The sequence below is a fragment of the Kitasatospora albolonga genome (assembly GCA_002082585.1).
GTDB lineage: Bacteria > Actinomycetota > Actinomycetes > Streptomycetales > Streptomycetaceae > Streptomyces > Streptomyces stephensoniae.
Genome location: CP020563.1, coordinates 4,647,313 through 4,660,967, shown reverse-complemented (window position 1 = coordinate 4,660,967; position 13,655 = coordinate 4,647,313). Strand labels below are relative to the sequence as shown.

At 72.0% G+C, this 13,655-nt stretch carries 17 protein-coding genes and 1 pseudogene; 10 read left to right on the top strand and 8 right to left on the bottom strand.

Translation table 11 applies throughout. From position 1 onward, the window contains the following. The first annotated feature begins 284 nt into the window (after nt 1-284). From B7C62_20485 to B7C62_20445, 9 genes and pseudogenes are all read left to right on the top strand, one after another. Nucleotides 285-1,862, top strand: coding sequence for an ATP-binding protein (locus B7C62_20485; GenBank protein ARF74344.1), 1,578 nt, complete (start codon nt 285-287; stop codon nt 1,860-1,862). Beyond that, entirely contained in the window at nt 1,859-2,281 is a 423-nt protein-coding gene (locus tag B7C62_20480; protein ID ARF74343.1) for a dynein regulation protein LC7, read from the top strand. Before B7C62_20485 ends, B7C62_20480 begins: the two co-directional genes overlap by 4 nt. After that, complete coding sequence (locus tag B7C62_20475; protein ID ARF74342.1) at nt 2,278-2,649, top strand: hypothetical protein; 372 nt, start codon at nt 2,278-2,280, stop codon at nt 2,647-2,649. The genes B7C62_20480 and B7C62_20475 overlap by 4 nt, the downstream gene beginning before the upstream one ends. Then, nucleotides 2,630-3,274, top strand: a complete 645-nt coding sequence (locus B7C62_20470) for an ATP-binding protein (protein ARF74341.1) — start codon at nt 2,630-2,632, stop codon at nt 3,272-3,274. The genes B7C62_20475 and B7C62_20470 overlap by 20 nt, the downstream gene beginning before the upstream one ends. Nucleotides 3,275-3,390: 116 nt before the next feature. Next, a complete protein-coding gene (locus B7C62_20465) occupies nt 3,391-4,647 on the top strand; it encodes a cytochrome (protein ARF77291.1) in 1,257 nt (418 codons plus the stop codon). Beyond that, entirely contained in the window at nt 4,644-5,873 is a 1,230-nt protein-coding gene (locus B7C62_20460) for a cytochrome (protein ID ARF74340.1), read from the top strand. The genes B7C62_20465 and B7C62_20460 overlap by 4 nt, the downstream gene beginning before the upstream one ends. 95 nt (nt 5,874-5,968) lie before the next feature. Further along, a complete protein-coding gene (locus B7C62_20455) occupies nt 5,969-7,087 on the top strand; it encodes a phosphoserine aminotransferase (GenBank protein ARF74339.1) in 1,119 nt (372 codons plus the stop codon). A 162-nt stretch (nt 7,088-7,249) separates the two neighbouring features. Further along, nucleotides 7,250-7,861 carry a hypothetical protein gene (locus B7C62_20450; protein ID ARF74338.1) on the top strand — a complete coding sequence of 204 codons (612 nt, stop codon included), beginning with the start codon at nt 7,250-7,252 and terminating at the stop codon, nt 7,859-7,861. A gap of 41 nt (nt 7,862-7,902) precedes the next feature. Beyond that, nucleotides 7,903-8,097, top strand: a pseudogene (locus B7C62_20445) (hypothetical protein). 116 nt (nt 8,098-8,213) lie between these two features. Here the strand turns inward: B7C62_20445 and B7C62_20440 are convergent. From B7C62_20440 to B7C62_20410, 7 genes are all read right to left on the bottom strand, one after another. Further along, nucleotides 8,214-8,627, bottom strand: a complete 414-nt coding sequence (locus tag B7C62_20440) for a hypothetical protein (protein ID ARF74337.1) — start codon at nt 8,625-8,627, stop codon at nt 8,214-8,216. Nucleotides 8,628-8,676: 49 nt separating this feature from the next. Beyond that, nucleotides 8,677-9,408, bottom strand: coding sequence for an SAM-dependent methyltransferase (locus B7C62_20435; GenBank protein ARF74336.1), 732 nt, complete (start codon nt 9,406-9,408; stop codon nt 8,677-8,679). A gap of 73 nt (nt 9,409-9,481) precedes the next feature. Next, a complete protein-coding gene (locus tag B7C62_20430; protein ID ARF77290.1) occupies nt 9,482-9,811 on the bottom strand; it encodes a hypothetical protein in 330 nt (109 codons plus the stop codon). Between the two features lie 218 nt (nt 9,812-10,029). Continuing rightward, nucleotides 10,030-10,950 carry an NADPH:quinone reductase gene (locus B7C62_20425; protein ID ARF77289.1) on the bottom strand — a complete coding sequence of 307 codons (921 nt, stop codon included), beginning with the start codon at nt 10,948-10,950 and terminating at the stop codon, nt 10,030-10,032. Between the two features lie 112 nt (nt 10,951-11,062). Beyond that, nucleotides 11,063-11,323 (bottom strand): hypothetical protein, encoded by a 261-nt coding sequence (locus B7C62_20420; GenBank protein ID ARF74335.1) that lies wholly within the window; start codon nt 11,321-11,323, stop codon nt 11,063-11,065. Nucleotides 11,324-11,381: 58 nt separating this feature from the next. Next, nucleotides 11,382-11,690, bottom strand: coding sequence for a GNAT family N-acetyltransferase (locus B7C62_20415; protein ID ARF74334.1), 309 nt, complete (start codon nt 11,688-11,690; stop codon nt 11,382-11,384). Nucleotides 11,691-11,762: 72 nt separating this feature from the next. Further along, nucleotides 11,763-12,419 (bottom strand): hydrolase, encoded by a 657-nt coding sequence (locus tag B7C62_20410; protein ID ARF74333.1) that lies wholly within the window; start codon nt 12,417-12,419, stop codon nt 11,763-11,765. Nucleotides 12,420-12,593: 174 nt separating this feature from the next. On the opposite strand from B7C62_20410, the gene B7C62_20405 reads away from it, so the two are divergent. Further along, nucleotides 12,594-13,058, top strand: coding sequence for a MarR family transcriptional regulator (locus B7C62_20405; GenBank protein ARF74332.1), 465 nt, complete (start codon nt 12,594-12,596; stop codon nt 13,056-13,058). Nucleotides 13,059-13,116: 58 nt separating this feature from the next. On the opposite strand, the gene B7C62_20400 is transcribed toward B7C62_20405, so the two are convergent. After that, nucleotides 13,117-13,644: a GNAT family N-acetyltransferase gene (locus B7C62_20400; GenBank protein ARF74331.1), complete on the bottom strand. Its 528-nt coding sequence runs from the start codon at nt 13,642-13,644 to the stop codon at nt 13,117-13,119. Between the last annotated feature and the right edge of the window lie 11 nt (nt 13,645-13,655).

Genomic DNA, 13,655 nt, shown 5'->3' with positions numbered 1-13,655 from the left:
GGGCTCAGGATGCCGCCGGAGCAGATGAACTCTTGGGATGCGGGCGGACCAAAGCGCACAAGGTGCACAAAAAAGCCCACAAGAACTTCCCAAACAGAACGTCAATTCTCCTATAGTGACCAAGACTTGAGCAGGAACTGTCGGCTCCAGTTGTAACGAACACCCATTCCCGTGATGAACTGTCCGGATTCGACCTGTCGTTTCGACCCGTTGTTTCGACCTGTTGTTCCGCTCAGCCGCTCTGTTCCGCTCCGTTCCGCACCGTCCGCCACCGAGGACTCCGATTGCGCCCCTCACACCGGCCCACCGCACTCGCCCTGCTGATCTCGGCAGCCGTCACCGGCACGCTGACTCTGTGGGCCGTGGCCTCGGCCCCCGATTCGGTACGGACCCCGCTGGCCTGGGGCGCGGGAGCGGCCGCCGTGCTGCTGAGCGTCTGCGTGGCCGTCACCGTCCACACCCTGGGGACCGTGCGCACCCTGCGCGCCCTGCGGGCCGCCGACACCCAGCGGTTCACCTCCGAGACCTCGCGCCTGGTCTCCGCCTCCGCCGCCGAGGCCCAGCGCTTCACCGCGGAGACGGCCAGGATCAAGGCCGCCGCCTCCGCCGAGACCGCCCGCATCGCCGCCGAGGCCCGCGCCGAGAACGAGCGGATCGCGGCGGAGGCCGCCGACCAGCGCTCCCGCCTCGCCATCTCCGTCGAGCGGCTCACCGCCCGCGCCACCCGCGCCGAGACCGAGCGCTCCGCCGCCGTCGCGGCCTGCGCCAACGCGGCCGGGCGGATGCAGGCCCTGGCCACCAGCATGCTGGCCGACCTGCGGGAGATGGAGCACCGGCACACCGACGAGTCCGTGCTCGGGGACCTGCTCCACCTGGACCACCGCACCGCCCAGGCGGGGCGGCTCGCGGACTCCATCGCCGTACTGACCGGGGCGCGTTCCGGGCGGCGGTGGGCCAAGCCGATCGTCATGGAGTCGATCCTGCGCGGCGCGATGGGCCGCATCGGCAGCTACCAGCGTGTCCGCCTCCACTCCACCAGCGATGTGGCCATCGCCGGGCACGCGGCCGAGGGCGTCATGCACGCGCTCGCCGAGCTCCTGGACAACGCGGCCAACTTCTCGCCGCCCACCGCCGAGGTCCATGTCTATGTGGAGGAGGTCCCGGCGGGCATCGTCATCACCGTCGAGGACAGCGGCCTGGTCATGAGCGAGGTGCAGCTGCGCCGCGCCGAGCGGGCCGTCTCCGCCGACCACCAGGACCTGACCAACCTCTCCGGTACCCGGCTCGGTCTTGCCGTCGTCGGCCGGCTGGCCCGTAAACACGGCCTGACCGTCTCCTTCCGGCCCTCCGCGCGCGGCGGTACCGGCGCGCTGATGATGCTCCCGCAGGACCTCATCTCGCGCACGACCGCCCCGGCCCCGGGCCCGGCCGCCGCCCTGTCGACCGCCGCCGCGCCGACGGACAGCGCCACGGCCCCGGACACCACCGCCGCCCCGGCCTCCGCCGCCGAGCCGGAGCCCTCCCACGCCTCCGCCGAAGGCGCCGACACGGACGTCCACACCGTCCCCGCGGCCCGGTCCACCACCGAGAACGGGACCTCCGGCGGCGCCCCGGCCCCGGCGGCGGAGTCGGCCTCCGAAACCACCGGCAACGTCCCCGCGTTCGGCGAGAGCGGCCTGCCCAAGCGCCGCCGCGGCCGCACCCTGGCCGCCGCCGAAGCCCGTACCGGCCACGCCACCCCCGGCGGAGCCGACACCCCCCAGGCCCGTACCACCGACCCGAAGGTCCAGGCTGCGCGCTTCAGCACCTTCAGCCGGGCGGTACGTGCCAACTCCCCGCACCCGGAAGGCAACACCCGATGACCGCGACCACCGACGAGAAGCTCAACTGGCTGCTGGAGGGGCTGCTCGACCGCACCCCCGGCACCCGCCACGCCCTCGTCCTGTCCCGCGACGGCCTCAAGCTGTGCCGCACCCCCGAGCTCTCGGTCGACCAGGCCGACCAGCTGGCCGCGATCTCCGCCGGAATCCAGAGCCTCTCGCACGGCGCGTCCATCGAGTTCGGTGACGGCACCGGCGGCGTACGGTCCGCGATGGCCGAGTTCTACGGCGGCGTGCTGTTCATCGTCGAGGCGGGCGCCGGTGCCCATCTGGCCGTCGTCGCCGACGAGGAGTCCGACGTGGGCCTGGTGGGCCACAACATGAGCGAGCTCGTCGAGCAGCTCGGCGAACACCTGGTCGCCCCGCCGCGCTCGCCCGCGGCCGAGAGCGCGGCCGTATGACGACGGCGCCCCGCCCCCGGCCGGGCCGCGACGACGATCCGGACCGGCTGTACACCCTCACCGGGGGCCGCAGCCGGTCCGACTCGGCCGCCTTCGACCTGGTGACCCTGGTCGTCGCCGAGTGCGACCCGTCCCCCGGCATGCAGTCGGAGCACGTCGCGATCCTGCGGATGTGCCAGGGCCCCGCCGCCGTCGTCGAGATCGCCGCGAGCCTGAACCTGCCGGTCAGCATCGTCCGCATCATGCTGTGCGACCTGCTGGACACCGGCCGGATCAGCGCCCGCCACCCCCGTACCGCCCGTGTCGCGGACCGGCTCCCCGACCCCGACATCCTGGAACAGGTGCTCGTTGGACTCCGCAACCTCTGACCGCGCCACCCTGAGCGACACCGCCGACAACGGACTCAAGATCGTTGTCGTCGGGGGCTTCGGCGTCGGCAAGACCACCATGGTCCGATCCGTGAGCGAGATCCGTCCGCTCAACACGGAGGAGACGATGACCCGCGCGGGCGAGGCCGTCGACCACCTCGACGGCGTACAGGCCAAGACGTCCACCACCGTGGCGTTCGACTTCGGCCGCATCACGCTCGACGCACGCTCGGTGCTGTACCTCTTCGGCGCGCCCGGACAGGAGCGGTTCTGGTTCCTGTGGGACCGGCTGTTCTCCGGCACGCTCGGCGCGGTCGTCCTGGTGGACACCCGCCGGCTCGCCGACTCCTGGTACGCCATCGACCGCCTGGAGCACCACGGCACGCCGTTCATCGTGGCGTGCAACGACTTCGGCGGCCCGCTCCACAGCGAGCAGCAGATCCGTGAGGCGCTGGACCTCTCGGACGACGTACCGCTGGTGGAGTGCGACGCGCGCGACCGGTCCTCCAGCAAGTACGTGCTCATCACGCTCGTCGAGCACCTCGCCGCGCTCTCCGCCGCCCGTCTGCACGCCCCCGAGGCGGCACTGGCGGCGGCCGGCCCGACCCCGGAGCCCGCCCCGTGACCACGACCACCGGCCCTTCCGGCCCCATAAGCACCACTGGCACCTCCGGACCCACCGGCCCCATAGGCACCACTGGCACCACTGGCACCTCCAGCCCCACCGGCCCCTCCGGAACCATCGCCTCCGGCTGCCCCGTCACCCACGGGTCCGTCCCGCTCTCCGGCCCCCGCTTCCAGAGCGACCCCGTCCAGCTCTACCGGGACATGCGGCGCGACCACGGCGCCGTCGCCCCGGTCGTCCTGGACGGGGACGTGCCCGCCTGGCTCGTCCTCGGCTACCGCGAGCTGCACCAGGTCACCGGCGACCCGGTCCTCTTCAGCCGCGACTCCGAGCTGTGGAACCAGTGGGACCGCATCCCCGACGACTGGCCGCTGCTGCCGATGATCGGGCGCAGGCAGCCCTCGATCCTCTACACGGTCGGCGAGCGCCACGGCGTCCGCGCGATGATGATCAGCAACGCGCTGGAGGGCGTCGACCCGTTCTCCCTGAAGCGGTACGCGGAGGAGTTCGCGGACGAGCTGATCGACCGGTTCTGCACCAAGGGCTCGGTCGACATCATCGCGGAGTACGCCAAACTGCTCCCCGCCCTGGTCCTGGCCAGGATCTACGGCTTCTCCGACGAGGAGGCGTACCCCCTGGTCGGCGCGATCAACGACATGATCGACGGCCGGGAGCGGGCGCTCGCCGGACAGCAGCACCTGGCCACCTCGATGTTCCGGCTGCTGGCCGACAAGCACGCCGAGCCCGGTGACGACGTGGCCAGCCGGATGATCGCGGACACGGGCGGCTTCACCGACGAGGAGGTCGCCCAGGACCTCATGGTGATGATGGCGGCCGGGCACCAGCCCACCGCCGACTGGATGGGCAACTCCCTGCGCCTGATGCTCACCGACGACCGGTTCGCCGCCTCGCTCTCGGGCGGCCGGCACAGCGTCGCGGAGGCCATGAACGAGGTCCTCTGGGAGGACACCCCGACGCAGAACGTGGCGGGCCGCTGGGCCTCCCGCGACACCCACCTCGGCGGCAGGCACATCCGCGCCGGCGATCTGCTGCTCCTCGGTCTGGCCGCCGCCAACGGCGACCCGCAGGTGCGGACCGACGGCTCGGCGCTGACCGGCGGCAACAACGCCTTCCTCTCCTTCGGCCACGGCGAGCACCGCTGCCCGTTCCCGGCCCAGGAGACCGCCGAGGTCATCGCCCGTACCGGTATCGAGGTCCTGCTCGACCGGCTGCCGGACGTGGACCTCGCCGTCCCCGCCGAGCAGCTCACCCGCCGCCCCTCGCCCTGGCTGCGCGGCCTGACCGACCTGCCGGTGCTCTTCACGCCCACGCCCGCCCTCGGCAGACCCGGAAGCTTCGGAGGCTCCGCATGACCCGCATCGCGCTCGACCCCTTCGTCACCGACCTCGACGCCGAGAGCGCCGCGCTGCGGGCCGCCGGTCCGCTGGCGGAGGTGGAGCTGCCGGGCGGTGTACACGTGTACGCGGTCACCCGGCACGCGGAGGCCCGCGCGCTGCTCACCGACAGCCGGGTGGTCAAGGACATCAACGTGTGGGGCGCCTGGCAGCGCGGCGAGATACCGATGGACTGGCCGCTGATCGGCCTGGCCAACCCGGGCCGCTCGATGCTGACGGTCGACGGGGCCGACCACCGCCGTCTCCGTACGCTGGTGGCGCAGGCGCTCACGGTGCGCCGGGTGGAGCGGCTGCGGGCGGGCATCGAGGCGCTGACGGACGCGAGCCTGGAGAAGCTGGCCGCGCTGCCCGCCGGGGAGCCGGTCGACCTGAAGGCCGAGTTCGCCTACCCCCTCCCGATGAACGTGATCAGCGAGCTGATGGGCGTGAACGCGGCGGACCACCCGCGGCTGAAGGAGCTGTTCGAGAAGTTCTTCTCGACGCAGACCCCGCCGGAGGAGGTCCCGCAGATGATGGCGGACCTGGGCGCGCTCTTCACGAAGATCGTCGACGACAAGCGGACGAACCCCGGCGACGACCTCACCAGCGCGCTGATCGCGGCCTCGGAGAACGGCGACCACCTCACCGACGAGGAGATCGTCAACACGCTGCAACTCATCATCGCCGCCGGACATGAGACCACCATCAGCCTGATCGTGAACGTGGTCGAGGCGCTCCAGACCCACCCGGAGCAGCGCAAGAAGGTCCTCAACGGCGAGATCGCCTGGGACGGCGTGATCGAGGAGACGCTCCGCTGGAACACCCCCACCTCGCACGTCCTGATCCGGTTCGCCACGGAGGACATCGAGGTCGGCGACAAGATCCTCCCGAAGGGCGAGGGCCTGATCATCTCGTTCGGCGCGCTGGGCCGGGACGAGGAGCAGTACGGCCCGACGGCGGGCGAGTTCGACGCCACCCGCACCCCCAACCGCCACATCGCCTTCGGCCACGGCCCGCACGTCTGCCCGGGTGCGGCCCTGTCCCGCCTGGAGGCGGGCATAGCGCTCCCGGCGCTCTACGAGAAGTTCCCCGAACTGGAGCTGGCGGTCCCGGCGTCCGAGCTGCGCAACAAGCCGATCGTGACGCAGAACGACCTGTACGAGCTGCCGGTGAAGCTGGGCTGCCCGTTCGGCCACGAGGAGTAGCCCCTCCTCCTTGTCGGGTCCACGGGTCGGAGCGCGCGTCTCACCGGACGGACACGGTTGCGACGCCGTGCCGCCGAGGGACTACGCTCCGACTCGTGGCCGACATCCAGATTCCCGCTGACATCAAGCCCGCAGACGGACGCTTCGGCGCCGGTCCCTCCAAGGTGCGGACGGAGGCGCTCGACGCGCTGGCCGCCACCGGCACCTCTCTCCTCGGTACGTCCCACCGCCAGGCCCCGGTCAAGAACCTGGTCGGCGAGGTACGGGACGGCGTGCGCGCCCTCTTCTCCCTCCCCGAGGGGTACGAGGTCATCCTCGGCAACGGCGGCTCCACCGCCTTCTGGGACATCGCGACGCACGGTCTGATCGAGACGAAGTCCCAGCACCTGAACTTCGGTGAGTTCTCCTCCAAGTTCGCCAAGGCCGCCAAGCTCGCACCCTGGCTCTCCGACCCCACCGTCATCGCCTCCGACCCGGGCACCCACCCGGACCCGCGGGCCGAGGCGGGCGTGGACGTCTACGCCTTCACCCACAACGAGACCTCCACGGGCGTCGCGGCCCCGGTCAAGCGCGTCGCGGGCGCCGACGAGGGCGCGCTCGTCCTGGTGGACGCCACCTCCGGCGCGGGCGGCCTCCCGGTCGACATCACCGAGTCCGACGTCTACTACTTCGCCCCGCAGAAGTCCTTCGCCTCCGACGGCGGCCTGTGGATCGGCGTGTTCTCCCCGGCCGCCCTGGAGCGCGCCGCCCGCGTCCACGCCTCGGGCCGGCACATCCCGGAGTTCTTCTCGCTGCCGACGGCGATCGACAACTCGCTGAAGAACCAGACGTACAACACCCCGGCGCTGTCCACCCTCTTCCTGCTGAACGAGCAGCTGAAGTGGATGAACTCCCAGGGCGGCCTGGACTTCACGACGGGCCGCACGGCCGCGTCCTCGGGCCACCTCTACGCCTGGGCCGACGAGTCCAAGTACGCCACCCCGTTCGTCACGGACCCGGCGAAGCGCTCGCAGGTCATCGGCACGATCGACTTCGCGGACGAGATCGACGCGGCGGCCGTCGCCAAGGTGCTGCGCGCCAACGGCATCGTGGACACCGAGCCGTACCGCAAGCTGGGCCGCAACCAGCTGCGCGTGGCGATGTTCCCGGCGATCGACCCGGCGGACGTGCAGGCGCTGACGGCGTGCATCGACTACGTGATCGAGAAGCTGTAGCCCTCCCTGTTCGTACGGCTGTACGGAGACGGCCCGGCACCCCGTGGGGTGCCGGGCCGTTTCTGCTTCGCTCGATCGGGCGGCATATGCCAGAAGCGCGATCCTCGGCTGTCCCGCCCTACGATGACGCTCTCGACACCAGCCCATTCCAGGAGGCCCGCAATGCCTGCAGCAGCAGTCGAGCACCCCTGTGACGATGAGCCGGAGACGCTGCTCGAAACGGCCAACCGTCTCATGGAGCAGCTTCCGGGGCATCGCGTCGAGATCATCGGAGGCGTCATCACCGTGGCACCACCCCCGGACGGCCCGCACGCCCGGGCGCTCACCAAGCTCATGCGGCCCTTCATCGCCGCCGGGCTCGACGACGGGGAGACCGAAGTCCTCCAAGGCATCGGCCTCTGGCTCCCCGGCGGCCCCGAGGACTACGCGATCCCCGACCTGGCGATCGTCGACGCCGACCTCGACGACCACCTGATCGAGAACAACTGCTACGACCCCGCCTGCTTCCGCCTCGTCCTGGAGGTCACCTCCGGGAACTACCAGAACGACCTGCGCCACAAGGTCACCGCCTACGCCCAGGCCAAGATCCCGGTCTACGTGATCGTTGACCGCAAGCACGGCCGGGTCCACGTCCTGACGGAGCCGCTGCCCGGCGGCTACGACCGCCACGAGGTGTACGCCCCCGGGCAGGAGGCCCCGCTGCCCGCCTCCATCGGCGCCGAACTCGCCCTGGACGTGGAGGAGATCGTGCGCGCGGGCCGCACCAAACGCTGAGGACAGACGCGGGGGCCGACCACTAGGGTGCGGACCCATGCGCCCGCGCGGCGGCCGACGCCTCGATCCGGGCGACGGACCTGGAGACGACGGGCACCGCGTGGGACGGCCGGGTGGTGTCGATGCGGTGGGTGCTCATCCACATGCTGGGGGACACGGTCCGGCACGCCGGGCACATGGACATCGTGCGCGAACTGATCGACGGCGCGGTGGGCCGCTACCCGGGCAGGGAGTGACCGGGCCCCACCGACGCCGCGAGCCCCACGGACCCGGGTGACCAGAACCCACGGACCCCGCCGACACCGCGAGCCCCGCGGACACCGGGTGACCGGGTGACCGGGCCCCGCCACCCTCACTCCCCCGGGGCCGCCGCCAGCACCGCGCGCAGGGCGGCTATCCCCGCCAGCCACTCCGCCTCCGCCCCGCCCTCGGCCCACAGGTCCAGCGGCTCCGCGTTCGGGCCGGTGAGGCGGTCCAGGGCGCGGACGGCCAGCGGGCGCAGGTCGGCCGGGAGCGGCGGGATCGGGTCCTTGGGGCCGTACGCGGTGGTGACGGGCTCGCCGCCGGGGCACTGGGCGGCAACCAGCGCGGCAGCGGCCACCGCTTCCTCGCCCTCGTCCAGATAGTCCTGCGGGGCGGTCTCGGCGGCGGCCGTCAGGACCGCCCGGAGCACGTCCGCCTTCTTCTCCGGCTCCGCGTCGTCCACCCGCCCGCCGAAGTCGGCGGCGGTGTCGTTGTCGAAGTGGCCGATGTCCCAGGCGCCCATGGCGTCCCCCTCAGTTCCTGTGCTCAGTCCATGCACTCAGCCACTGCGCTCACACACCCGCTGTGCCGATGTCCCCATCCTCACAGCCACCACTGACAACCGGCCTCCGCGCCAGGACGAACCCCTGCGGCGTCCGCTCCGGGAACGGCCCGTCCGTCTCCCGCTCCCGCCACACCCGGGACCGGACCTCCAGGCCCGCGTCCCGCAGCAGTTCGGCCACGCGCTCCGGCTGCCGCCGGTGGAAGACGAGCGAGACGTCCCGGCCCAGCGCCTCCGTCATACGCAACGGCTCGTCGCCGATCTGGAAGCCGAGCTGTACGGGGGCTCCCGGGGCCAGCACACGGTGGAACTCCGCGAAGACGCGCGGCAGTTCCTCGTCCGGTACGTGGATGGTCGAGTACCAGGCGAGCAGCCCGCCCAGCGACGCGTCCGGCAGGCCGAGGCCGAGCATGGAGCCCTCCTCGAAGCGCAGCCCCGGGTGCTCCTTCCGCGCCTCGGCCAGCATCTGCGGGGCGAGGTCGATCCCGAACACGTCGAGACCGAGGCCGAGTCCGTGCAGATGGGCGGTGACCCGGCCCGTTCCGCAGCCGACGTCGGCCACCGGAAGCCCGCCGCCGTCCGCCGCCGCGCGTTCGGCGAAGACTGCCAGCAGCCCGCGCTCCAGGGGCTTGGCGGCGAGTTCGTCGCGGGTCCACCGCGCGTACTCACCGGCGATGGCGTCGTACGAGCGGCGGGTGGCGCGCAGGAAGTCCGGCGGCGACGGGGGTTCGGATGCGGTCATGGTCCACCACCCTAAGGAGGTGTCCGGTGGGCCGGGGCCGGACTCCCGTGGGCGCACGCCTCCGGCCCCGGCGTCAGATCATCGGGGTGCCGCTGACCGTCGCCTCGGGGGCGACGAGGTCCTGGACGACGTCCCAGTGCTCCACGATGCGGCCGTTCTCCAGCCGGAAGATGTCGACGATGACGACAGGGCCCGGCGCCCAGCCGTGGACGACGCTGTGGGTGAAGACCAGGTCGCCCTGGGCCGCGGTCCGTTGCGGCTCCCAGCGGAAGCCCGCCAGCTCCGGCACCGCGGCACGGAGCGTGTCCAGACCGCCGGACATCCGGGGGCTGTGCTGCACATAGGGCTCGGCCCAGTACCGGTCGAGCGCGGTGAGGTCCTTCTCGGCGAAGAGTTCCCGCATGGCGGTGAGAACGATCCCGGTGTTGCGTTGCGCCTGGTCCACCGCGTGGGTTTCGGGCACGGTCGTGTCTCCTGACGGTCGGTCGGCAGAGGTCCGTACTTGTCTGTGCTTGTACGTGCTTGTCCGTGCTTTTCCGTTCGGCTTCATGCCGGTGCGGGCCGGTGGAGCAGGCCGGTCGAAGGTCCGTACGCGCCTGCGGACCCATGGGCAACGAGCGACTACGCGGGGAGCAGCACGAGCTTGCCGCCCAGGTGCCCCGACCTGCTGACCTCCAGCGCCGTCGCCGCCTCGTCGAGGGGGTAGGCCCGGTGGATCGGCACGCTCAGCCGCCCCTCGTCGATGAGGGCGAGAATGTGCCCGAGCGCGTCGGCCCCGCCCGCACCGGGCTCGGTCATATGGATCTGGATGCCGGTGTCGGCCGCATCGAAGGCCACGAGGGAGAGGACCCGCTCCGGACCACCGGCGAGCTCGATGGAGTCCGGGATCTCCCCGCGCCCGGAGGCGTCCAGGACCGCGTCGACCCCCGTCGGCGAGAGGGCCCGCACGCGCTCGACCAGTCCGGGGCCGTAGGTGACCGGCTCCACACCGAAGGAGCGGAGCCGGGCGTGGTTGGCCTCGCTCGCGGTACCGATGACCCGTGCGCCCCGGGCGACGGCGATCTGCACGGCGAAGGTGCCGACACCTCCGGCGGCGGCATGGACCAGGAGCGTCTCGCCCCGGGCGACCTCCAGCTTGTTCAGCGTCTCCCAGGCCGTGATGCCCGGACCGGCCAGGGTGCCGGCCACCTCCCACGGAACCGAGGCGGGCCGGGCGACCAGCGCGGAGGGGGTGGCGAGCGCGGACTGGGCGTAGGAGGGGGTGACGGACGCTCCCAGCACCTCGTCCCCCACCCCGAAGGCGGTGACGCCTTCCCCCACCCGGTCCACCACTCCCGCCACGTCGGACCCGAGCCCGGCCGGGAACCGGAGCGGCATGACCTGGCGCATGGAGCCGCTGAGGATCTTCCAGTCGACCGGGTTGACGCCCGCGGCCCGCACCGCGAGCCGTACCTCCCCGGGGCCCGGGTCGGGCGGTGGCACATCGACGACACGCAGCACGTCCGTGGTGCCGTAGTCGGAGAACTGCACTGCGAGGGACATCCGGATCATCTCCTGTCCTTCCGGGGCACCCGCGGAAGGGGCCCGGCCGTCTCAGCCCCCGGAGGGAAGTGCTACCCGCGGAGGGAAGTGCATCAGCCCCGGAGGGAGGTGCTCAGCACCCGGAGGGAAGCGGGCCGGTGCCCCTCCCGCCCTCCGGGTGTTCGTAGCGCAGCGCGCCCGAGGGGCAGCGCCGCACCACCGCGGCCACCTGCTCGGCATCGGCACCGTCGGGGCTGATCCACGGGCGCCTGCCGGTGTCGAACACCTCCGGCAGGCCGCGGACGCAGACGGCGGAGTGCTCGCACAGGCCCGCGTCGAAGCTGACGGTGATCGACCGGCCCTCGTACGACCGCCTGCCCGTTCCGTCGCTCATCCCGATCTCCCTCGGTCCGTGTCCCCCCGTCCGGTCACCGGCCCCGACCCCCGGCCTGTCAGTCGCTGACCCTGCTGCGGGACTGGTACAGCAGGTCCTGGTACTCGGGGTGCCGCGCGATCCAGCCCGCGAAGAACGGGCAGGTGGGCAACACCCGCAGCTTCGCGGAGCGCGCCTCGTCGAGGGCGGTACGGGCCAGGGCCGAACCGACCCCGCTGCCCTCGTGGTCCGGCGATACCTCGGTGTGGAGGAACGCGATGAGTTCCTCCGTACGGAGATAGTCCGCGAAACCCGCGACCCCGGGCTCCCCCTCGATCCGCGCCTCGTACCGCTTGGCCTCGGGAACGTCCTGCACCTGAACTGTCATCGGTCTCCTCCACTCGCCCTTTCCTCACCGTAATCCGCTCGTGTCGCCCTCCGCCTTCCGGCGGCCGGGCGGTCAGCCGCCGCTGCCGGCGCGCCCGGCGAGGAGCTGCATCTCCCAGGCGAAGGCCACGCCCGAGGCGCCGCCGTGCTGGGCCTGGATCTCGGCGGCGGCCGGCACGGTCTCCTCGCGGGCCCAGTCGCGCTGCCACTCGCCCAGTACGGCCATCCAGGTGATCGGGACGACGCCCGCCTGGACCATGCGGCGCACCGCCATGTCGTGGGCCTCCGCCGACACACCGCCCGACGCATCGGTGACGGCGTAGACCTCGAAACCCTCACCGGCCGCCTGGATGGCGGGCATCGCCAGGCAGATCTCCGTCCAGAGACCGGCGAGTATCAGCTTCTTGCGTCCGGTCGCCTTGACGGCGTCGACGACGCGCCGGTCCTGCCAGGTGTTGATGAAGGTCCTGTCGATCGGCTTCTGCTCCGGGAACACGTCCTGGAGCCCCTGGATGAGGAACCCGCCGCGCTCCTCCAGAACGGTCGTCAGGACGGTCGGCACACCGAACGCCTTGGCCGCCTTGGCGAGCCCGACGACGTTGTTCACGACCATCGTCGGCTCATGGCTGTTCAGGTTGGCGAACTGGAACGGCTGGTGGTCGATCAGCACCAGGACGCTCTCCTCGGGCGTCAGCAGCGCGTCGAGTCCGGTCTTGGTCTGGGTGCTCATGGGGTTCCCCTCGGTCCATGTAACGGCCCGCCACCATTTAGTTGACGTGTCATCCACATTAGGCAGGGTTAGTTGATACGTCAACCAGTGCTCGGGGCAACTGATTCGCCGACGCGCGTCCGACCGCGCCGCCCGCCCGCACGGGATCGCCGGACACCTCCTAGGCTTTTCGGCATGGACGCATCTCCCCGCTGGCTGACCCCGGAGCAGCAGGCCGCCTGGAACAGCTTCATCCGGATGCAGGAGAAGCTCATCGGACGGCTCTCCCGCCGGGTCCAGACCGACTCCCGCATGTCCGCCTCCGACTACCTCGTCCTGGCCAAACTCACCGAGGCCGGCGGGCGGATGCGCTTCATGGAGCTGACCAAGCTGCTGGAGTGGGAGAAGAGCCGCATGTCCCACCAGGTCGGGCGGATGGCCAAGCGCGGACTGGTGGCGAAGGAGGACTGCCCCGAGGACGGGCGCGGGGCGTTCGTCGTCGCCACCCCGGCCGGCCGCGAGGCGATCGAGGACGCGGCGCCCGTGCACGTCGACCATGTCCGGCGGCTGTTCATCGACGCCCTCACCCAGGAGGAGCTCGACACCCTCGCCCGCCTCTCGGACCGCGTCCTCGCGCACATGGAGGACCAGCCGGACTGAAATCCGGCCTCCGGAGAGTCAGCGGACTGATACCCGGCCTCCTACCGCCGGAGGCCCGTCAGAGAACCGGCGGACGCGGCGCGCACCCGGTCCACCGCTGCTCCCCGTCCTCCTCCCGCCGCTCCCCGGTCGGCGCGAGCCCGGCCGCCGCCGCCACCGCACCCGACGCGGCGTGGCCGGGGTGAATATGGGCGACGAGTGTACGGACGCCCCCGGCGGACCACAGGTGCGCCGCGAGCCCCTTCGCCGCCTCGGCCGCGTACCCCCGGCCCTGCCACGGCACCCCGACCACCCAGGCGATCTCCGCGCACGAGCCCCGTACGGTCGCCTGGACATACCCCACGAGCCGGCCGTCGGCGCGGACCCGGAGCACCCAGTTCCACCACCGCTCCCCCGGGTCCGGCGAACCGGCGGTCTGGCGTTCGTACCGGGCCCGCAGCGCGACCGGGTCCGGCGGGCCGCCCCCGGTGAACACGTACAGCGCCGGGTCCGCGAGTACGGCGGCCATCTCGTCGGCGTACGCCGGATCGAGGGGGAGCGCGTCGAGGCGCTCGGTGGTGAAGGGTCCGGGCCCGGTGGTCGGCACGGCCCCCGACC

Excerpts from the sequence above, each read along its gene's own strand:
- B7C62_20480 (ARF74343.1), top strand. The coding sequence starts at position 1,859 with ATGACCGCGACCACCGACGAGAAGCTCAACTGGCTGCTGGAGGGGCTG.
- B7C62_20475 (ARF74342.1), top strand. The coding sequence starts at position 2,278 with ATGACGACGGCGCCCCGCCCCCGGCCGGGCCGCGACGACGATCCGGAC.
- B7C62_20460 (ARF74340.1), top strand. The coding sequence starts at position 4,644 with ATGACCCGCATCGCGCTCGACCCCTTCGTCACCGACCTCGACGCCGAG.
- B7C62_20450 (ARF74338.1), top strand. The coding sequence starts at position 7,250 with ATGCCTGCAGCAGCAGTCGAGCACCCCTGTGACGATGAGCCGGAGACG.
- B7C62_20440 (ARF74337.1), bottom strand. The coding sequence starts at position 8,627 with ATGGGCGCCTGGGACATCGGCCACTTCGACAACGACACCGCCGCCGAC.
- B7C62_20435 (ARF74336.1), bottom strand. The coding sequence starts at position 9,408 with ATGACCGCATCCGAACCCCCGTCGCCGCCGGACTTCCTGCGCGCCACC.
- B7C62_20430 (ARF77290.1), bottom strand. The coding sequence starts at position 9,811 with ATGCGGGAACTCTTCGCCGAGAAGGACCTCACCGCGCTCGACCGGTAC.
- B7C62_20425 (ARF77289.1), bottom strand. The coding sequence starts at position 10,950 with ATGTCCCTCGCAGTGCAGTTCTCCGACTACGGCACCACGGACGTGCTG.
- B7C62_20420 (ARF74335.1), bottom strand. The coding sequence starts at position 11,323 with ATGAGCGACGGAACGGGCAGGCGGTCGTACGAGGGCCGGTCGATCACC.
- B7C62_20415 (ARF74334.1), bottom strand. The coding sequence starts at position 11,690 with ATGACAGTTCAGGTGCAGGACGTTCCCGAGGCCAAGCGGTACGAGGCG.
- B7C62_20410 (ARF74333.1), bottom strand. The coding sequence starts at position 12,419 with ATGAGCACCCAGACCAAGACCGGACTCGACGCGCTGCTGACGCCCGAG.
- B7C62_20405 (ARF74332.1), top strand. The coding sequence starts at position 12,594 with ATGGACGCATCTCCCCGCTGGCTGACCCCGGAGCAGCAGGCCGCCTGG.